Origin of the sequence: Brevibacterium rongguiense, from assembly GCF_009857845.1 — a bacterium.
In the GTDB taxonomy this organism is placed as follows: domain Bacteria; phylum Actinomycetota; class Actinomycetes; order Actinomycetales; family Brevibacteriaceae; genus Brevibacterium; species Brevibacterium rongguiense.
In genome coordinates this window covers 66,794-86,055 of sequence record NZ_WWEQ01000001.1, presented here as the reverse complement: position 1 = coordinate 86,055, position 19,262 = coordinate 66,794, and the positions used below count along the sequence as shown (strand labels likewise).

General features: G+C 72.0%; 11 protein-coding genes. 8 read left to right on the top strand and 3 right to left on the bottom strand.

The genetic code is table 11. The features are described 5' to 3' along the window. Positions 1 to 25 precede the first annotated feature (25 nt). Together rplA and GSY69_RS00410 are read left to right on the top strand one after the other, a co-directional pair. Positions 26 to 721, top strand: coding sequence for a 50S ribosomal protein L1 (gene rplA, locus GSY69_RS00415; RefSeq protein ID WP_160951946.1), 696 nt, complete (start codon positions 26 to 28; stop codon positions 719 to 721). A 185-nt stretch (positions 722 to 906) separates the two neighbouring features. After that, the gene (locus tag GSY69_RS00410; RefSeq protein WP_160951945.1) at positions 907 to 1,992 is read left to right on the top strand and encodes an Ldh family oxidoreductase; all 1,086 of its coding nucleotides are present in this window, start codon (positions 907 to 909) and stop codon (positions 1,990 to 1,992) included. Here GSY69_RS00410 and GSY69_RS00405 read toward each other — a convergent pair. After that, positions 1,946 to 2,689, bottom strand: a complete 744-nt coding sequence (locus GSY69_RS00405; protein ID WP_160951944.1) for a DedA family protein — start codon at positions 2,687 to 2,689, stop codon at positions 1,946 to 1,948. The genes GSY69_RS00410 and GSY69_RS00405 overlap by 47 nt on opposite strands. Before the next feature lie 342 nt (positions 2,690 to 3,031). Between GSY69_RS00405 and rplJ the strand changes: the two genes are divergently transcribed. The 3 genes from rplJ to GSY69_RS00390 all read left to right on the top strand — a co-directional run bounded on the left by rplJ (position 3,032) and on the right by GSY69_RS00390 (position 4,778). Next, on the top strand, positions 3,032 to 3,559 hold the full coding sequence (gene rplJ, locus GSY69_RS00400) for a 50S ribosomal protein L10 (protein ID WP_160951943.1): 528 nt from the start codon (positions 3,032 to 3,034) through the stop codon (positions 3,557 to 3,559). A gap of 63 nt (positions 3,560 to 3,622) precedes the next feature. Further along, positions 3,623 to 4,012 carry a 50S ribosomal protein L7/L12 gene (rplL, locus tag GSY69_RS00395; RefSeq protein ID WP_160951942.1) on the top strand — a complete coding sequence of 130 codons (390 nt, stop codon included), beginning with the start codon at positions 3,623 to 3,625 and terminating at the stop codon, positions 4,010 to 4,012. A gap of 328 nt (positions 4,013 to 4,340) precedes the next feature. Next, positions 4,341 to 4,778, top strand: a complete 438-nt coding sequence (locus tag GSY69_RS00390) for a hypothetical protein (protein WP_160951941.1) — start codon at positions 4,341 to 4,343, stop codon at positions 4,776 to 4,778. Positions 4,779 to 5,145: 367 nt separating this feature from the next. Here GSY69_RS00390 and GSY69_RS00385 read toward each other — a convergent pair whose 3' ends face one another. Both GSY69_RS00385 and GSY69_RS00380 read right to left on the bottom strand, forming a co-directional pair. Continuing rightward, positions 5,146 to 5,892 carry an MBL fold metallo-hydrolase gene (locus tag GSY69_RS00385; RefSeq protein WP_160951940.1) on the bottom strand — a complete coding sequence of 249 codons (747 nt, stop codon included), beginning with the start codon at positions 5,890 to 5,892 and terminating at the stop codon, positions 5,146 to 5,148. Further along, positions 5,889 to 9,689, bottom strand: a complete 3,801-nt coding sequence (locus tag GSY69_RS00380; protein WP_160951939.1) for a hypothetical protein — start codon at positions 9,687 to 9,689, stop codon at positions 5,889 to 5,891. The genes GSY69_RS00385 and GSY69_RS00380 overlap by 4 nt, the downstream gene beginning before the upstream one ends. A gap of 630 nt (positions 9,690 to 10,319) precedes the next feature. Between GSY69_RS00380 and GSY69_RS00375 the strand changes: the two genes are divergently transcribed. The 3 genes from GSY69_RS00375 to GSY69_RS00365 all read left to right on the top strand — a co-directional run bounded on the left by GSY69_RS00375 (position 10,320) and on the right by GSY69_RS00365 (position 19,262). Then, positions 10,320 to 11,552: a GNAT family N-acetyltransferase gene (locus GSY69_RS00375; RefSeq protein ID WP_160951938.1), complete on the top strand. Its 1,233-nt coding sequence runs from the start codon at positions 10,320 to 10,322 to the stop codon at positions 11,550 to 11,552. A gap of 266 nt (positions 11,553 to 11,818) precedes the next feature. Continuing rightward, a complete protein-coding gene (gene rpoB / locus GSY69_RS00370) occupies positions 11,819 to 15,304 on the top strand; it encodes a DNA-directed RNA polymerase subunit beta (protein WP_160951937.1) in 3,486 nt (1,161 codons plus the stop codon). Between the two features lie 79 nt (positions 15,305 to 15,383). Continuing rightward, positions 15,384 to 19,262 carry a DNA-directed RNA polymerase subunit beta' gene (locus GSY69_RS00365; RefSeq protein ID WP_160951936.1) on the top strand — a complete coding sequence of 1,293 codons (3,879 nt, stop codon included), beginning with the start codon at positions 15,384 to 15,386 and terminating at the stop codon, positions 19,260 to 19,262.

The window sequence follows — 19,262 nt, the reverse complement described above, 5'->3', positions numbered from 1 at the left end:
CACCACGACTGCAAGGAGTTAGCAGATGGCTAAGCGCTCAAAGGCCTACGAGGCCGCTGCCGAGAAGATCGCGGCAGACACCCACTACGAACCGGCCCAGGCGATCGCCCTGGCCAAGGACACCTCCGTGGCGAAGTTCGACGCAACCGTCGAGGTTGCGCTGCGCCTGGGTGTCGATCCGCGCAAGGCGGATCAGATGGTGCGCGGCACCGTCAACCTCCCGCACGGCACCGGCAAGACCGCCAAGGTCCTGGTGTTCGCCGCCGGCGACCGTGCAGAGGCAGCCCGCGAAGCAGGTGCCGACTTCGTCGGCTCCGATGACCTGCTGGAGAAGGTGGCCGCAGGCTTCACCGACTTCGACGCCGCGGTTGCGACCCCGGACATGATGGGCAAGGTCGGCCGGCTGGGCAAGGTGCTGGGCCCCCGCGGCCTCATGCCGAACCCCAAGACCGGCACCGTGACGATGGACGTGGCGAAGGCCGTCAAGGACATCAAGGGCGGCAAGATCGAGTTCCGCGTGGACAAGCACTCGAACCTCCACTTCATCGTGGGCAAGGTGTCGTTCTCGGAGCAGGATCTCGAGGACAACTTCAACGCTGCGATCGAAGAGGTGCTGCGCCTCAAGCCGTCCTCCTCGAAGGGCCGCTACATCTCCAAGGCGACGCTGGCGACGACGAACGGCCCGGGCATCCCGCTCGACACGAACGCGCTGCGTCCGTGAGCTAGCCGCTCACCGCTCACCGCACAAGGGGCCGGGACGATCCGCTGGGATCGTCCCGGCCCCTTGTGCATCCCGGCGCCCGAGGCGCCCAGCAGGCGGGCGCCTCGGGCGCGGGAAAGCGGCGCGGCTAGAGTGGCTGGCGAATCCCCGCGGCGGCCCGCGCCGCGGCCGGCAGGGGGAGTGGCATGCAGCGGTACGCACCGGAGTCCGTCCGAGCCCAGATCGACTCGATCATGGGCGGCCTGGGGGCCGATGAGCACACGCGCGCCGTGTGCACGGAGGTCATGTACGACACGGACCTCATGGGCGTGGACTCGCATGGGATCTCGATGCTCGCCTACTACGCCCACGAGGTGCGCGCCGGCCGGATGGTCCCGGACGCGCGCCCGGAGGTGGTCCGCGACTTCGGCGCCGTGGCCCTCGTGGACGGTCGGCGCGGCTTCGGCCACCCCGCGGCGCACCTGGCCATGAGCCTCGCGATCGAGAAGGCTAAGCGCCTCGGCGTGGGGCTGGGCTCGGTGCGCGAGACCAACCACTACGGCGCCGCCGGCTACTACGCCCGCATGGCCGCTGCGGAGGGGCTCATGGGCCTCTCGCTGTGCTCCACCGCGAACGCCCTGCAGATCCCGCACGCCGCCAGGCGCCCGCTCATGGGCACCAACCCCATCGGCTTCGCCGCCCCCGTGCCCGGTGAGGACCCGCTGCTCGTGGACATGGCGACTTCGGTCGTGCCGCTGAACAAGGTGAAGGTCTACGGCCTCAAGGGCGAGGACCTGCCGGCCGATTGGGTGGCAGATGAGAGCGGCAGCGTGCTCACCGACGCGGGGGAGATCTACCGCAAGCTCGAGATCGACAAGGACGGCGCCCTGGGCCTCCTGCCGCTGGGCGGGGCGACGTTCTTCGAGGGCGGCCACAAGGGCTCCGCGCTCGCGACCATGGTCCAGGTGCTCTCCGCCGCGCTGTCCGGGGCGGCCCAGCCCGGCAATGTGGACGGCTACCAGAGCATCGGCTACTTCTTCCTCGCCATCGACCCGCAGGTGGTCGACCCGGACGGCGACGCCGGCGCCTATGTCCGCGAGCTGCGCGACACGATCCGGGCCATGGCGCCCGTGGACCCCCAGGTGCCCGTCCAGGCCACCGGCGACCGCGACTTCGCGACCCGCGCGCTGCGGTTGGCGGAGGGCGTGCCCCTGGCCCCCGCGCTGGTCGAGCAGCTGCGCGAGATCAGCGCCGACCTCGGCGTGGGCTTCGAGCTGCGCGAGCAGGGCTGACCGGCCGCGCGTGACCGGGCGCGGCTGCGCCCGCGGTCGGCCCGGGCCGGCCGCCCGCCTTGCCCGCCGGTACCTCGCCCGCCGGCCGGCGCCGTCGGCGCCCGAAGCGGGCGAGCCATGCATCGCCCAGACGGGAGAGCAGCGCGCCCAAGAGAAGCGAGACGACGATCGCGAGGCCCACCGTGAGCCATGTGGGCAGCGGGACCCAGCGGCCGGACGCCCAGCCGACCCCCACGGAGTACACCGCCCAGACGAGGGAGGCGGCGACGGCCTGACCGGCGAAGGCGCGTGCGGGCACCGCACCGGAGCCCGCCACCAGCGCGATCGTCGTGCGCCCCAGGGGGATGAAGCGGGAGATGAGGGTGAGCACGAGCCCATGGCTGCTGGCCCGCGCCTCCATCCGGTCGATGCGCTCGCGCGTGCGCTGGCCCGACAGCAGGCGCCAGGACCGGAAGCGCAGCCTGCCCGCCAGGCCACACAGGCCCATATCGCCCAGCCACGAGCCGGTGGCCATGGCGGCGATGAGTGCCCACGCCGAGGGGGCGGCGTGCGCCGCGCTCAGCGCCCCCAGTGCCACGAAGAGCGAGGTGGTGGGGATGAAGGGCGCGATGATCGAGACGAGGACGCAGAGGCCCGCAAGGGGATAGACGAGGGGATCCGCGGCGAAGCCGAGCACCCACTGGGCGAGGTTCTGCATGCGCCCAGGCTAGCCGCGTGCGGCGCGGGCCCCGCCGCCCGCGCCCGCCGGCTTCGGCCGTAGCGGCCGCCGGCGCAGCCCCCGATGGCTGTGGCGCCCGGTTCGATTTGGTCCCGTCGGCCACCTGGTCTATGCTGGTCTCTGCCCAAGACCGTCGGTCTCCGCGGGCACACCCGTTGCGAAGCGATTCGCGCCGGGCACCCGCGGGCGAAGACTCGTGAGAGTGACCTGCGCAGGTGTGAGGAGAATGCAGCCGGAGCAATCCGGTGCCAGCGTTCCGCGCCCCTGTGCGGAGCGCTTTTTTCGTGTCCGAGTCGGACCGGCATTTACGAAAGGACAACCATGGCGAGGCCTGACAAGGCAGCCGCGGTCGCGGAGATCAAGCAGCAGTTCGCTGATTCCCACGCCGCGTTGCTGACCGAGTACCGCGGTCTCACCGTCGCGCAGCTCAAGGAGCTGCGCGTCGCACTGGGTGAGAGCGCCTCCTACGCCGTGGTGAAGAATACGCTGACCGCAATCGCTGCTAAGGAAGCCGGCGTCGAGGGACTCGACGACCTGCTCTCCGGGCCGACGGCAATCGCCTTCGTCTCCGGTGAGATCTCCGATGCAGCGAAGGCGCTTCGTGACTTCGCCAAGGCGAATCCGCAGCTGGTCATCAAGGGAGGCTACTTCGACGGCAGCCTCCTCGCCGCTGAGGATGTAACGAAGCTCGCCGACCTCGAGTCGCGGGAGGTTCTGCTGGCCAAGGCCGCCGGTGCCATGAAGGGCGGCCTGTACAAGGCTGCCTACGTGGTCCAGGCTCCGCTGGTCAAGAACATCCGCACGATCGACGCCCTGCGCGAAAAGCGCCAGGGCGAAGAGGCCGCCTGAGCTTCACCCCGAACAACCACCCGGCCGCCCCGTGCGGCCACCACACGGAAGGACTAAGCCACCATGGCTAAGCTCACCCCCGAAGAGCTCATCGAGGCTTTCAAGGAGCTCACGCTCATCGAGCTCAACGACTTCGTCAAGAAGTTCGAAGAGGAGTTCGAGGTCGAGGCCGCGGCTCCGGTCGCCGCCGCTGCCGCCCCCGCCGCCGGCGGTGCCGATGCCGGCGCCGCCGCCGAGGAGAAGGACGAGTTCGACGTCGTCCTCGAGTCGGCCGGCGACAAGAAGGTTCCGGTCATCAAGGAGGTGCGCGCCCTCACCTCGCTCGGCCTCAAGGAGGCCAAGGAGCTCGTCGACGGCGCCCCCAAGGCCGTCCTCGAGGGCGTCAACAAGGAGACGGCCGACAAGGCCAAGGAGCAGCTCGAGGGCGCCGGCGCGACCGTCACCCTCAAGTGATCCCCCGTCGCTGACGGCTCGCGCCGTCCGCGACCGGCTCACCGCGAACCCCGCCGTGCATCGCACGGCGGGGTTCGCCGCGTCCGCGGGGTTCGCTGCGTCCGCGGGGGTGTGCGGACGCAGAGCCGTGCGGACGTGGAGCCATGCGGACGCCCCGCTCACGAGGCTGTGCCTGCGCCGCCGTGTGCGAGCGGGGAGGGGGCGCCCTCGAGCGCGGCACGCGGTCTTCGCGAGGCTGTGGCAGCGGGGGATATCGCGTGCCTGCGGTCTCCGGGGATCAGGCGATCAGGGGATCACGGGATGGGGCGCACCATGACAGGATGAGGCCATGTCCGCCGCATCGCCCTCGCCGGGCCCCTCGTCTTCCCCCTCCGCTCAGCCCGTGCGCACCGGCCGCGGAGGGCGCCCCGGCGGCGCGTCCACCCGGCTGAGCGCGGTGGCGCTGGCGCTGAGCATCGTGGCGCTGGTGGGATTCGCGGCCGCCGGCGCCGCCATGGGGTTCGTGACCACCCGGTGGCAGCAGTCCTCCGGGCGGTACATGAGCGACCTGCCGCCGGACTACTTCCTCGTGGCCAACGGCATCTGGCTGTCCTTCGCGCTGTGGGGTGCGCTGGGCACCGCCGGGCTCGTGTGCGCCATCGTGGCGCTCGTCAAGCGGCAGCGCAAGGGCCGGCCCATCGTCGCGATCGTCTGCAGCGTCCTGGCGCCCGGGGTGGGCTTCGCGGCCTTCGCGCTGGTGGCCCTCGTGTCGGCCTCCGCCTCGTAGCCCGGAATCACCCGGAACGGAACCGTTCGCGCCGGCCGCCCGAGTGCAGGCGCCCGCTCACCGGCGCGGGGCGCTTGTGGCCGCGGGCCGCATTCCGGCCGGCGCGGCTGGATCCCCGGTCTCGGCACCGCTGCCCCCAGCTCGAGGTGCGACCCCCAGCTCGAGGTGCGATGGGTCCGGTCACGGGGCGGCCGTGCTCCCGGGGACGGGTGTGCTGCCAGAACCGAGCCTGCGGTGCGGGCCCGGGGCCCGGCGCCGCCAGGGCCGCGCCCAGCGGCGACGAGCTCGGCCTGGGCCGCGGCGGCCCCTCTGTGGGCCGTGCGTCCGGCATCGCCCCCCGCGACGGGCGCCTGCCCGGCTCGCAGGCTCAGCGCAGGCGACGCAGGCCGGCGGTGCCCGTCTCCTCCGCCCAGGCGAAGGGCGCGGTGGCGAGCTCGCGCACCTCGGCGGCCGGATCCGCGGCCAGCTCCGCGAGGTTGGCGGCCTGCTCCTGGACGAAGGCCCGGTCGACCGGCTGGCCGTGGCCGGGGCAGAACACCGCGATGCCGGGCAGCGCCAGGACGTCGCGCAGCGCCTGCGCCCAGCGCCCGGGTGTCGCGTCCTCGCCCACGGAGGGCGGGGCGCCCTCCTCCACGAGGTCGCCCACGAGCGCGACATCGTCCACGATGAGCACGAGGTCGCTGTCGGTGTGGCCCGCCAGCTCGCGGGCGACGACGCTCGCCCCGCCCAGCTCGATCGCCTCACCGGCCCCCAGGGGGCGGACGTCCACGATGAGCTGTCCCGGATCCGGCGGCAGGTCGGGCTCGGCCTCGAGCGGCACGGAGTGGTACTGGTACCACGCGGAGCCCGCCTGGTCGCGCACGAAGCCGACGCCGGCGCGGAAGTCCTCCACCCCGGCCGCTCGGAACGTCGCGTTGCCGAAGAAGTGGTCCCAGTGGTCGTGGGTGTTCACCACCGTCAGCGGCAGCTCGGTCACGGCGCGAACGGCCGCAAGGATCCCGGCCGCCTGGCGCGGTCCCGCTCCCGTGTCGACGACGAGGGCGCGCTCCGCACCCACGACCAGGTAGCTGTTGAGGGCGGCCGGGTCGCTGGTGAAGGCGTAGACGCGGCTCACCGCGATTCCTCCGTGGCAGGACCGCCCTGGGTGCCGGGGGGCTGTGCACCGGGGCTCTGCGCTCCGGCACCCTGCGCTCCGGCACCCTGCGCACCGGGATCATGCGCGCCCGGTGCCTGGGTCCCGGGAGCGTGTGTGCCGCTGCCCGGGGCCCGGGGTGTGCCGGGGCGCCGCACTGCGCCCGGGCGCGGGGGAGCGGCCTGCGCGCCCGGGTCCGCCGGAGCCGGGCGCGCACCGGGGTTTGGCTGCCCATCGTCGTGCACGAGGCCGCGGCGGGGATCCATCCCCTGTGGGCGGGGACCCGGCCCCGCCTGCTCACGGTGGTCGGTCCGGTAGGGTGCCGGCGCTCGCCCGCCCGCCAGTCTGGGATCCCCGGCCTGCGGGGGCGCCGGGGGCGGCGTGGGCGGCGTGGCGCCGTGGTGACCGGCGGTCTGCGGATGCTGCGGCGGGTTCGCCCACTCGCCGGGCCGGCCGCTCACCGGCCCGGCGAGGGGGCCGGGTGGGATCTCCGGCGGACCCGCCGACGGCCGCCGAGGCTCCCGCGGGTCTCCGGCCCCTGAGGGCGCCATCCCCGCGGGCGGACCCTGCTGCTGGCCACGATCACCGCCCGGCACCGCACCGCCCGGTCCGCGCGGGGCCGGCGCTGGCGGCCGGAACCCGGGCGCAGGGGCGCCTGCGGGCCGCGGGGCCCAACGAGTGTGAGGATCCTGGCGCGCGCCCCCGGTTGCCGCGGCGGCGTCCCGGCGCGCCTGAGCGCCCCAGTGCGCGGCCCCGCCGTGAGGTCCCCCGGTTCCCCCGCCGGTGCCATCGCTCTGGGGGCCGGGGTCGAAGGCGGGGGGCGACTGCGGCTGCGGCTTGCGCTGTCCGCGCAGCAGCAGCCAGACGACCACCCCGATGAGCACGAGCGCCAGCACGATGAGCGCCAGCCACACGAGGTCGCGCAGGAACCAGACGATGGCCGCGACGGAGGCCGCCAGTCCCCACCACAGCGCCCACGGCCGGGAGCGAAGCGCCCCGTAGACGAGCAGCGCCACGTGGTCGGCGAGGAAGACGACCGTGTACCAGCCGCCGCCGGCCAGTGCGGCGACGAGCCCCAGCAGGGTGAGCGCGGCGAACGGGACGATCAGCCGGACGAGCGCACCGGTGCGCTCGCCCCGCGCTTCGGCGCGCAGTCCCCAGAACCAGGCGACGGCCACGACGAGGTGCCAGCCGATGACGGCGCGCACGTCGACGATGCCGTGGACCACGAGCATCGCGCCGAAGGCCATGACGTAGCTCGCCGCCTCCGGCAGCACGCGCCGGGCCATGGGGCTGCGCATGCGCACGCCGAGCAGCGCGAGCATGAGCGCCGGCGCCATGACGGTGAGCCCGGCGGCCGCCTGCGGCAGGGAGTGCAGCCAGGGCACCGAGGCGCTCAGCGTGAGGGTGGCGAGCACCGCGATTCCCACCGCGCAGAACGCCATGATGAGGAGGGTGAGACTGGGGCGCCCCAGGCGCACGAGCAGCCAGTAGGCGCCGTAGGTGACGGCCCACGCACCCCAGGCGCCCACCAGCAGCTGCACGGACCCGTCATCGGTGATGAGCTGCGCCGGCAGCGTGAACATGATGAGCAGGGGCAGGCCCCCCAGGGCGAAGAGGCCGCCCAGCCGTTCACCCAGTGCCGTCGCGGCGCTGATCGCGACGACCACGCCGCAGGCCACCACGGCCAGCGGCAGGGCGGCGGCCGAGGAGCCGAACACCACGACCGCCGCACCGGCCAACGCGCCGATGCCCAGCGAGAAGGCCGTCGTGTATCCGGTGGCCCCGGCCAGCCGTGGGCGCGGGCCCCATCCGGCCGGCGGCGCCGGTTCGGGCCGTCGCGCGGCCGGCGCCCCCGGCTGCCGCGGAGCGGCGGGCCGCTTGACGGCACCGGGGATGGCCACGGTGGCCGGCGCGGTGGTGAGCACGCGGCGCTGCACCCAGCGCGCGGCCCCCAGGACGGCTACGATTCCCGCCCCGGCGAGCACCGCCTCGCTGGGGGCCAGCTGCGTGCGCGCGGAGATGAGGGACATCGCAAGGCCGGACAACAGCATGGGCTGGGCACCGGCCGTGCACAGCATGGCGGCTGTGGCGCACGAGAGCGCGCGCTGCGCTCGCCCCCTGCGCACGAGGGGCGCGGCGGCCAGGACGAGTCCCGCCGTTATGAGCGTGAGAACGACCGCGGTGATGAGCGCCGTGCGGGCCGGCGCCTCGGACGCGGGGCCGAGCGCGCGCGCAATGCCGCTCCCGAGCGCGAAGCTGAGCGGCATCGCCCCGGTGAGGAGCAGACCGGACTTCGCGGCGCACGCGCACCCCGCAAGCGCGAGCAGGAGCGCGAGGGCGATGGCGGCGGCCACCAACGGCATGCCGGCATCCGGGGCGATCGCCGCGGGCAGGAGGAGGACGAACGGCGCACCGCCGCTCATCCAGGGGATGGCCCGCCGCGTGCGCGGCAGGCGGCGCCCGGCGCGCGAGGCGGCGAAGGTCTGCACGGCGATGACCCCGGCCAGCACGATCGTGAAGCCCGCTGCGGCGACGAGCACCCAGCGGGCCCCGCCGCCCGGCAGTGACGGGGACAGCGGCAGGAGCCTGCCGACCCATGCCACGGCGCCCAGCGCGCAGGCCGCGGCCACACCCTGTGCGGGCGGGAGGTCGAAGGCGAGGGCGATGAGGAGCGCGCATGCGGCCGCGCTCGCGCAGGCGAGGGCGAGCGCGATGGCCAGCGCCGGGACATCGGCGCGCAGCATCCCCTCGGCCGCGAAGTGCGCGGCGATCAGCAGCACTCCGCCCGTGCCCAGGCACAGGAGGGAGAACAGCCGGTTGCGGCGGCGGACGAGCACCGCCTCGGCGCCCACGGCGACGGCGGCGATCAGCGCGGTGACGGCGCCGGCGCCGGTGCGCCCCGCGAAGCCCTCGTGACCGTGAAACCACAGCGCCCCGGAGCACGCCACGACGAGGGCGACGAGGGCGGCGATGGCAGCGGCCTGGGCGGCGGCGATCCGCCACATGGCGGGGAAGAGGAGCGCCGCGACGGCGTAGTGCACGGCGAGCGCGCCGAAAAGCCCAGCCCAGGCCCCCGCGGAGGGGAACGGCATGATCGCCGTCGCGGCGAGCACGGCTGCCGGCGCGACGACCTCGCCGATGAGCACGAGGGGCTCGGTCGTCAGGGCGCTCGCCCGGCCGCGGAGCACCCGCGCTGCCAGCGCGAGGAGCGAGGTGGCGAGGATGAGCACGGCGAAGTACCAGACCACCGGCGCGGCGGTGAGGCTGGCGGCGGACATGAACAGGGAGAGGCAGAACAGCCCGGCGAACCAGGTGATCGTCGCCGAGCGCAGCAGCCATGCGGCGAGGACGAAGCACGCGAAGCCCACCAGCGAGGAGACGAACCAGGCGAGGCTGGGGGAGGTCAGCGACAGGCCGCCCAGCAGGGAGCCCGCGATCGGCACGAGGGCGAGGCCGAGCCCGGTGAGCGCGCTGCCGACGGGCCGCAGGCGCCGGGTGAGCGTGTAGATGAGCAGGCCGGTGCCGTAGACGACGAGGGCAACCGCCCAGATGCAGACCGCACGGATGCCCGGTGAGCGGGCGATGCTCGCGAACACGATCGCGGCGGCGAGCACGAAGAGGCAGGCGACGCCCAGGAGGATGTTCGGGTAGAGGGCGCTGCGGTCGGCGGCGGGGCGGGCAGCCGGCCGCTGTCCCGCGGGCGCGTAGGCCGCGGGCGCGTAACCGGCGGGAGCGGCCGCGGAGCGCGGAGTGCCGAGGGCACGGTCCGAGGGCACGGGCCCGCCCGGGTACGGCTGGCTGGCGATGGGCTGCTGCCCGGGGCCGGGGCCCCAGGCGCGGGATGCGCTCGGCCGTGGTCCTCCCGCTTGGGGCCCGCGAGGGCGGGGGCCCTGAGGCCGTGGACCCTGGGCCGCGGGGTTCGGTGCCGTGGGGTTCACGGCTGCGGGGCGTGGGGGCCCGGGGGCGGCGGCTCGTCGGCTCCCGCGGCTCCCGGGCCCCGCAGCGCGCCCGGCGGCACGCTCGGCGACGCGCCCGCCGGGGCGCCGCGAACCCGTGCCGCCCGTGGGGATCAGCCCCAGGCAGGAGACGCCGATCAGCGCGAAGGCCGCGGCGGAGGCGGCGAAGTGCAACCAGAAATACGACCCGTCCATGCTGGCAAGCTATCAGCGCGCACCGGTTCGCCGGCGAGAATCCACAGGGCCGCCGCCCGTTGTTCCCAAACCGCTACGAGGGACGCGGCGCCGCGCCCTCACCGTGCGCGGACACGCGGGGCAGCGTCCAGGGGCGCGGAGCCCAGCCGGCTCGCACCTCGCATCGGGCCCGCTGCTGGCCGGGTGCCGCCCGCGGCCCTCGCGTCGCCCCCGTGCCCTCGCATCAAACCCGCGCCCGCCGGTACCATCGCGCACATGACGAGAGCGGACGCGGCAGCACAGCCCGTGACGCTGCCGCCGGGGATGCGCCTTTTGCGAACCGCGGACTGCGGCGACCCGCGCCGCCCGGCCGGCCGCGCGCGACTCGCCGCGCTCCTGGACGGCATCGCCGGACTCGACCGGGCGCAGGAGGAGCGCCTGAGCGGCCTGCCCGCCGCGGTGGCCACCGGGGCGGAGCGACTGGCGAGGTGGCTGACGGACACGAGCTACACGCGCACGGGGGCGGTCATCGTCGGCCCCGGCGGGCGTCCCATCGCCGCCGGCCTCGCGCTGTTCTCGCAGCTGGAGAACCTCGACTTCATGGACTCGGAGGTGATCGTCGATCCGCGCGCCGCGCCGCAGCGGGCCGCGGCGGCCGTCGGCGCGCTCGAGGCGTTCCTCACCGCGGCGCGCGAGCGCGCCGGCCGGACGAAGGACCTGCGCTTCACCGAATCCGGTGCGGTGCCCGCGAGCGCGTTCAGCGAGCTCGCCCTGCCCGCGGTCCACCGCACCGGGCCGGTGTGGTGGAGCCCGGGGCTGCGCGGCAGCGGGCCGTCGGAACCCGGTGGCCGTGCTGCCGGTCCGGCCGGGCCGCGGGACCCGGCCGCGCGGGCGGTCCGGCCCGGCTCGGGCGCCGGCGCGCTGGGGGCCGATGCGACGACCGCGAGGATGCTCGCCCTCGGGTACCGGCTCATCCAGGTCGAGCGCCGCTCACTGCTGGCCCTCGCGGCCGTCTCCGCTCCCGAGGCCCCGGCCGGCCTCACCGCGCGCAGCTGGGCCGGCCTGCCGGGGGATGGGGACATGGCGGCACTGCTCGAGCTGCTCACGACGTTCAGCGCGGACGTCCCGGCCGGCGATGGGTCCTTCGAGCACGAGGCCGTTAGCGCCGACCGGCTGCGCAACGACCTCGACGTCGTGCGGGCCCAGGGCGGCGAGCGCTACTGGACGGCGCTGTTCGACACCGCAGGGCGCTGCACCGCGGCCACCGCGTTCGCCGCCGGCCCGCGGCCGGTGGCCCAGCAGGAGGAGACGGTGACGGCGCGCGCCCACCGCGGCCGGGGGCTGGCGGGCACCGTCAAGCGCCTGAATGCGGCGCACCTGCGGGAGCGGCGCCCCGATGTCGCATGGGTGCAGACGTACAACGCGTGCGAGAACGACGCGATGCTCGCCATCAACAACGCGGTGGGCTTCGAACCGGTCGCGTTCACCGGCCTCTGGGAGCGCTCCTGAGCGCCGACGACAGCCTCACCACCGCAAGCGGGGCACCATATCACAGCCGGACTTGCGCGCGGGGGCATTCGGGTCTAATGTAGATCCTTGCGTTGCTGTAGCTTGTGGTGCCTTCAAATAGCGGTGGGCCAGCAAGGACTTCACCTCCGGAGACGATCGGAGCCCGCACACCAGGGCGGGCTCGCGCACTCGATTGAGCCCACGCCGGCAATGCTCCCGGGGTGAGCGCGGCAGCGCAGGAGAGACAACCACGTGGAAGGATCCCATTGGCCGCCGCCAACGAAAACATCAGGACCGCTAACCCGCCCAAGCGCATCTCCTTTGCGAAGATCCACGAGCCCCTCGAGGTCCCCAATCTGCTGGGCCTCCAGACCGACAGCTTCGACTGGCTGATCGGCAACGAGCGCTGGCAGGACCGCGTCGCCGAGGCCATCGAGACGGGCGACGACTCGGTTGCCACCACCTCGGGCCTCGAGGACATCTTCGAGGAGATCTCTCCCATCGAGGACTTCTCCGGCGCGATGAGCCTGTCGTTCCGCGAGCACCGCTTCGAGCCGCCCAAGTACTCGATCGACGAGTGCAAGGAGCGGGACATGACCTACTCGGCCCCGCTGTTCGTCACCGCCGAGTTCATGAACAACAACACGGGCGAGATCAAGAGCCAGACGGTCTTCATGGGCGACTTCCCGCTCATGACCGACCAGGGCACCTTCGTCATCAACGGCACCGAGCGCGTCGTCGTCTCGCAGCTCGTGCGCTCCCCGGGCGCCTACTTCGAGGCCGCCGCGGACAAGACGAGCGACAAGGACATCTACACCGCGAAGATCATCCCCTCGCGCGGCGCCTGGCTCGAGTTCGAGATCGACAAGCGCGACCAGGTGGGCGTGCGCCTCGACCGCAAGCGCAAGCAGTCCGTCACCGTGCTGCTCAAGGCGCTGGGCTGGACTGAGTCGAAGATCCTCGAAGAGTTCGGCGAGTTCGAGTCCATCCGCGAGACCCTCGCGAAGGACACCGTCGAGACCCGCGAGGAGGCGCTGCTCGACATCTACAAGAAGCTGCGCCCGGCCGAGCCCGCGACCGTCGAGGCCGCGGAGACCCTGCTGCGCAACCTCTACTTCAACAACAAGCGCTACGACCTGGCGAAGGTGGGCCGCTACAAGCTCAACCGCAAGCTCGGCATCGACGCGCCGCTGTCGGACTCCGTGCTCTCCGTCGACGACATCGTCGCGACCATCCGCTACATCGTCTCGCTGCACGCCGGCAAGGACTCCATGCCCGGGCGCCGCGACGGCGAGGAGACGGAGATCCGCGTCGCGCTCGACGACATCGACCACTTCGGCAACCGCCGCATCCGCGCGGTGGGCGAGCTCATCGAGAACCAGGTCCGCACGGGCCTGTCGCGCATGGAGCGCGTCGTGCGCGAGCGCATGACGACGCAGGACGTCGAGGCGATCACGCCGCAGACGCTCATCAACATCCGCCCGGTCGTCGCCGCGATCAAGGAGTTCTTCGGCACCTCGCAGCTGAGCCAGTTCATGGATCAGAACAACCCGCTCGCGGGCCTGACCCACAAGCGCCGGCTCTCCGCGCTGGGCCCCGGCGGCCTCTCCCGCGACCGCGCGGGCATGGAGGTCCGCGACGTCCACCCCTCGCACTACGGCCGCATGTGCCCGATCGAGACGCCGGAGGGCCCGAACATCGGCCTCATCGGCTCGCTCGCGTCCTACGCGCGCATCAACCCGTTCGGCTTCATCGAGACCCCGTACCGCAAGGTCGTCGACGGCGTCGTGACGGACCAGACCGCGTACCTCACCGCGGACGACGAGCTGGAGTACAACATCGCGCAGGCCAACGCGCCGCTCGACGACGACAGCCGCTTCGCCGAGGACCACGTGCTCGCCCGCCCCAAGGGCGGCGGCGGCGAGGCCGAGCTCCTGCCGGTCTCCGAGATCGACTTCATGGACGTCTCGGCCCGCCAGATGGTCTCCGTGGCCACCGCGCTCATCCCGTTCCTCGAGCACGACGACGCCAACCGCGCCCTCATGGGCGCGAACATGCAGCGCCAGGCGGTGCCGCTGGTCATGAGCGAGGCCCCGTTCGTGGGCACCGGCATGGAGTACCGCGCGGCCGTCGACGCCGGCGACGTCATCGTCGCGCAGAAGCCGGGCGCCGTCACCGAGGTCTCCGCGGACCACGTCACCGTCATGAACGACGACGGCACCACCTCGACCTACCGGGCCGAGAAGTTCCGCCGCTCGAACCACGGCACGTCCTACAACCAGCGCATCATCGCCAACGAGGGCGACCGGGTGGAGATCGGCGCAGTGCTCGCCGACGGCCCGGCCACCGAGAACGGCGAGATGGCGCTCGGCAAGAACCTGCTCGTGGCGTTCATGTCCTGGGAGGGCTACAACTTCGAGGACGCCATCATCCTGTCCCAGCGCATGGTCCAGGACGACGTCCTCTCCTCGATCCACATCGAGGAGCACGAGGTCGACGCCCGCGACACGAAGCTGGGCGCCGAGGAGATCACGCGCGACATCCCGAACATCTCCCCGGACGCGCTGGCCGACCTCGACGAGCGCGGCATCATCCGCATCGGCGCCGAGGTCACGGACGGCGACATCCTCGTCGGCAAGGTCACGCCCAAGGGCGAGACCGAGCTGACCCCGGAGGAGCGCCTGCTGCGCGCGATCTTCGGCGAGAAGTCCCGCGAGGTCCGCGACACATCGCTCAAGGTGCCCCATGGCGAGTCCGGCACCGTCATCGCCGTCAAGGTCTTCGACCGCGACGAGGACGACGAGCTGGCTCCCGGCGTCAACCAGCTGGTCCGCGTCTACGTCGCCCAGCGGCGCAAGATCACGATCGGCGACAAGATGGCCGGCCGCCACGGCAACAAGGGCGTCATCTCGCGCATCCTGCCGGTCGAGGACATGCCGTTCCTCGCCGACGGCACGCCTGTCGACGTCATCCTCAACCCGCACGGCGTGCCCCGCCGCATGAACATCGGGCAGGTCTTCGAGGTCCACCTCGGCTGGATCGCCAAGCAGGGCTGGAAGATCGAGGGCAACCCCGAGTGGGCCCAGGAGCTCAGCCACCTGCACTTCGAGCGCGAGGCCGAGCCCGGGACGAACGTCGCCACCCCGGTGTTCGACGGCGCCCACGAGGAGGAGCTGCGCGGCCTGCTGGACTCGACGCTGCCCAACCGCGACGGCGACCGCCTCATCGACTCCTCGGGCAAGGCGCGCCTGTTCGACGGCCGCTCCGGCGAGCCGTTCCCGTACCCCATCTCCGTGGGCTACATGTACATGCTCAAGCTGCACCACCTGGTCGACGACAAGATCCACGCGCGCTCGACCGGGCCGTACTCGATGATCACCCAGCAGCCGCTGGGCGGCAAGGCGCAGTTCGGTGGACAGCGCTTCGGCGAGATGGAGGTGTGGGCGCTCGAGGCGTACGGCGCCGCGTACACCCTCCAGGAGCTGCTCACCATCAAGTCCGATGACATCCCGGGCCGCGTGAAGGTCTACGAGGCGATCGTCAAGGGCGAGAACCTGCCGGACCCGGGCATCCCCGAGTCCTTCAAGGTCCTCATCAAGGAGATGCAGTCGCTGTGCCTCGACGTGGAGGTCCTCTCCGCGGACGGCATGTCGGTCGAGATGCGCGATTCCGATGACGAGGTCTTCCGCGCCGCGGAGGAGCTCGGCATCAACCTCTCGCGCAACGAGGCCAACACCGTCGAAGAGGTCTGAGACCCGCTGACACCAGCAAACCCGAACTCACCTGAGATTTACGACGGCCCCGAGGCCGTCAATGAGAAAGAGGTTCTACGTGCCTGACGTCAATTTCTTTGATGAGCTGCGCATCGGCCTGGCGACCGCCGAAGACATCCGCCGCTGGTCGTACGGCGAGGTCAAGAAGCCCGAGACCATCAACTACCGCACCTTGAAGCCGGAGAAGGACGGCCTCTTCTGCGAGAAGATCTTCGGACCGACTCGCGATTGGGAGTGCTACTGCGGCAAGTACAAGCGCGTGCGCTTCAAGGGCATCATCTGCGAGCGCTGCGGCGTCGAGGTGACCCGCGCCAAGGTGCGCCGCGAGCGGATGGGCCACATCGAGCTCGCCGCCCCGGTCACCCACATCTGGTACTTCAAGGGCGTGCCCAGCCGTCTGGGCTACCTGCTCGACCTGGCGCCGAAGGACCTCGAGAAGGTCATCTACTTCGCCGCCTACATGATCACCTCGGTCGACGAGGAGTCGCGCCACCGCGACCTGCCCACGCTGCAGAACCAGATCGACGTGGAGAAGAAGCGCATCGTCGACCGCCGCGACGCGGACGTCGACCGCCGCGCCAAGAAGCTCGAGGAGGACCTCAAGGCCCTCGAGGCCGACGGTGCCACCGCCGCCGCCAAGAAGAAGCTCGAGGCGCAGGCGGAGAAGGAGATGGGCAATCTGCGCCGCAGTGCGGATCGCGAGCTCGACCGCATCGAGAAGGTGTGGGACCGCTTCAAGGGCCTCAAGGTCTCCGACCTCGAGGGCGATGAGCAGCTCTACCGCGACATGGTCGAGCGCTTCGGCATCTACTTCACCGGTGCCATGGGCGCCGAGGCGATCCAGAAGCGCCTGCAGGACTTCGACCTGGACGCCGAGTCCGAGGCCCTGCGCGAGCTCATCAAGACCGGCAAGGGCCAGCGCAAGACCCGCGCGCTCAAGCGCCTCAAGGTCGTCAACGCGTTCATGACCACGGACAACTCGCCCGAGGGCATGGTGCTCGACGCGATTCCGGTGATCCCGCCGGAGCTGCGCCCCATGGTCCAGCTGGACGGCGGCCGCTTCGCGACCTCCGACCTCAACGACCTGTACCGCCGCGTCATCAACCGCAACAACCGCCTCAAGCGCCTGCTCGACCTGGGCGCCCCGGAGATCATCGTCAACAACGAGAAGCGGATGCTCCAGGAGGCCGTGGACTCGCTGTTCGACAACGGCCGCCGCGGCCGCCCGGTCACCGGGCCGGGCAACCGCCCGCTCAAGTCGCTGTCCGACATGCTCAAGGGCAAGCAGGGCCGGTTCCGCCAGAACCTGCTCGGCAAGCGCGTGGACTACTCGGGCCGCTCGGTCATCGTCGTCGGCCCGCAGCTCAAGCTGCACCAGGCCGGCCTGCCGAAGACCATGGCGCTCGAGCTGTTCAAGCCGTTCGTCATGAAGCGGCTCGTGGACCTCAACCACGCGCAGAACATCAAGTCCGCCAAGCGCATGGTCGAGCGCCAGCACCCCCAGGTGTGGGATGTCCTCGAAGAGGTCATCACCGAGCACCCGGTGCTGCTCAACCGCGCGCCCACCCTGCACCGCCTGGGCATCCAGGCGTTTGAGCCGCAGCTCATCGAGGGCAAGGCCATCCAGATCCACCCGCTCGTCTGCTCGGCGTTCAACGCCGACTTCGACGGCGACCAGATGGCCGTGCACCTGCCGCTGGGCACCGAGGCGCAGGCCGAGGCCCGCATCCTCATGCTGTCCGCGAACAACATCCTCAAGCCCTCCGACGGCAAGCCCGTGACCATGCCCAGCCAGGACATGATCATCGGCATCTACCACCTGACGTCGCAGCGCACGGATGTCCCCGGCATCGGCCGCGAGTTCGGCTCGATCGCGGAGGCCATCATGGCCTTCGACCGCGGGGAGCTGGACCTGGGCGCCGAGTGCAAGATCCGCATCGACGACGTGGTCCCGGGCAAGGACCTCGAGGTCCCGGCCGGCTGGGCGCCGGGTGATCCGCTGGTCGTGCAGACCACGCTGGGCCGCGCGCTGTTCAACGAGACGCTGCCGGCGGACTACCGCTACGTCAACCGCACGGTGGACAAGAAGACGCTGTCGAAGATCGTCAACCGCCTCGCCGACCTGTACCCCAAGGTCGACGTCGCCGCGACCCTCGACAACTTCAAGGCCACCGGCTTCTACTGGGCGACCCGCTCCGGCCTCACGGTCGCGATGTCCGACATCGTGTCCCCGGCCGTCAAGGAGTCCATGCTCTCCGCGGCTGAGGACCAGGCGGCGAAGGTCCAGGACCAGTTCGACTTCGGCGCGCTCACGAACGATGAGCGCCGCTCGGAGCTCGTGAAGATCTGGTCGGACACGACGGACGAGGTCGCCGAGGCCATGCAGCACAACTTCCCCGAGGAGAACTCGGTGCTGCGCCTCGTCGAATCCGGCGCCTCGGGCAACTGGACCCAGGTCCGGCAGCTCGCGGGCATGCGCGGCCTGGTGACGAACCCCAAGGGCGAGATCATCCCGCGTCCCATCAAGTCGAACTACCGCGAGGGCCTCTCGGTGCTCGAGTACTTCATCGCCAGCCACGGCGCCCGCAAGGGCCTGGCCGACACCGCGCTGCGCACGGCGGACTCGGGCTACCTGACCCGACGCCTCGTCGATGTGTCGCAGGACGTCATCGTGCGCACGGAGGAGACGGACTCGAACAAGGGCATCACGCTGCCCGTGGCGCAGGAGACCGCCGACGGCGGCCTCGAGCCCCACGAGTACGTGGAGACCAGCGTCTACGGCCGCCTGCTCGTCAGCGATGTCCTCGACGCGGACGGCAACGTCGTCGTCGAGGCCAAGACGGACATCAACGCGGACGTCGTGGACCGGCTCGTCGCCGCGGGCATCCGCGAGGTCAAGGTCCACTCGGTGCTCACCGCCGATTCGGACGTGCAGATCTCCGCGATGCACTACGGCCGCTCGATGGCCACGGGCAAGCTCGTGGACATCGGCGAGGCGATCGGCACCGTCGCGGCGCAGTCGATCGGCGAGCCCGGCACGCAGCTGACAATGCGCACCTTCCACACCGGCGGCGTGGCCGCCGGCGGCGGGGGCGACATCACGCAGGGCCTGCCGCGCGTCACTGAGCTGTTCGAGGCGCGCACGCCCAAGGGCTTCGCGCCCATCGCCGAGGCCACCGGCCGGGTGAAGATCGACGACAGCCGCAAGACGCGCTTCGTCATCGTCGTCCCGGACGACGGCGCCGAGGAGATCGAGCACGCCGTGGGCCGCCGCTCGCAGCTGCTCGTCGAGGACGGCCAGCACATCACCGCGGGAGACAAGCTCGTGGCCGGTGCGGTCGACCCCAAGCAGGTGCTGCGCATCCGCGGTCGCCGGGAGGCCGAGCGCTTCCTCGTCGACGAGGTGCAGAAGGTCTACCGCTCGCAGGGCGTGGGCATCCACGACAAGCACATCGAGGTCATCGTGCGCCAGATGCTGCGCCGCGTGACGGTCATCGAGTCCGGCGACACGAACCTGCTGCCGGGCGAGCTGGTGGACCGCGGCCGGTACCAGGCGGAGAACCGCCGCGTCGTGGCCGAGGGCGGCACGCCCGCCAGCGCCCGCGATGAGCTCATGGGCATCACGAAGGCGTCGCTGGCCACGGACTCGTGGCTGTCGGCCGCATCGTTCCAGGAGACGACGCGCGTGCTCACCGAGGCTGCGATGGAGGGCAAGTCCGACCCGCTGCTGGGCCTCAAGGAGAACGTCATCCTGGGCAAGCTCATCCCGGCGGGCACGGGCATGCACAAGTTCCGCGACATGGTCGTGGAGCCCACGGAGGAGGCGAAGGCGGAGATGTTCAACAACTCCTACGGCGACTTCTACCCGGCGCTGGCCGGCGAGGGCTCGGCGATCGCGCTCGAGGACTACGACTTCGGGGGCTTCTCCGGCGTCTGA

Excerpts from the sequence above, each read along its gene's own strand:
- GSY69_RS00390 (WP_160951941.1), top strand. The coding sequence starts at position 4,341 with ATGTCCGCCGCATCGCCCTCGCCGGGCCCCTCGTCTTCCCCCTCCGCT.
- GSY69_RS00405 (WP_160951944.1), bottom strand. The coding sequence starts at position 2,689 with ATGCAGAACCTCGCCCAGTGGGTGCTCGGCTTCGCCGCGGATCCCCTC.
- rplL (WP_160951942.1), top strand. The coding sequence starts at position 3,623 with ATGGCTAAGCTCACCCCCGAAGAGCTCATCGAGGCTTTCAAGGAGCTC.
- GSY69_RS00375 (WP_160951938.1), top strand. The coding sequence starts at position 10,320 with ATGACGAGAGCGGACGCGGCAGCACAGCCCGTGACGCTGCCGCCGGGG.
- rplA (WP_160951946.1), top strand. The coding sequence starts at position 26 with ATGGCTAAGCGCTCAAAGGCCTACGAGGCCGCTGCCGAGAAGATCGCG.
- GSY69_RS00410 (WP_160951945.1), top strand. The coding sequence starts at position 907 with ATGCAGCGGTACGCACCGGAGTCCGTCCGAGCCCAGATCGACTCGATC.
- rplJ (WP_160951943.1), top strand. The coding sequence starts at position 3,032 with ATGGCGAGGCCTGACAAGGCAGCCGCGGTCGCGGAGATCAAGCAGCAG.